The 611-nt window shown below is 41.1% G+C and carries 1 protein-coding gene; it reads left to right on the forward strand.

The features are described 5' to 3' along the window. Window positions 1-137 precede the first annotated feature (137 nt). Window positions 138-611, forward strand: a 474-nt coding sequence (aroQ, locus tag ACS8FC_RS18955) for a type II 3-dehydroquinate dehydratase (RefSeq protein ID WP_439297928.1), incomplete at its 3' end; no start/stop codon positions are given.

Below are 611 nucleotides of genomic sequence, written 5' to 3' on the forward strand. Positions count from 1 at the left end.
GTAATTTTTTTATAACCTAGCCTACAAGCTGCTATTATAAAGGGATACGCTGAATCAGCTTGTGCAACCTATTTGTCATGCACACCTTATTCATTATAATAAATCATCCACATATTTAAATAGCGACAGAGATTACTATGACGTCCTCTTCTCCATCTACATCAGCAGAAAACCCTACTGACCAACACATCGATCAGACCCTCAATCACAAACTGCTATTGGTGAATGGCGTCAACCTGAACTTATTGGGTAAGCGTGAGCCTGAAATTTATGGCCATATGACGCTGGTAGATATCGAAAAACGCTTGATCGAACGAGCCGCTCAGCACGGCATTAAATTAACTTGTATACAATCAAATCATGAAGGCGATCTAGTAGATAAGATCCAACATTATGGCTTATTAGCAGACAAATCTGCCCAGGCTGATGCCATTATTATCAATCCTGCTGCATTTACCCATACATCAGTTGCACTACGTGATGCCCTATTGGCCACACAAAAACCCTTTATAGAAGTACATTTATCCAATGTTCATGCCCGTGAGCCTTTCCGTCATCATTCATATCTAAGTGACGTTGCGGTCGGAGTCATTTGCGGCTTAGGACAATTG

This window comes from Psychrobacter sp. 1Y4, assembly GCF_051847555.1.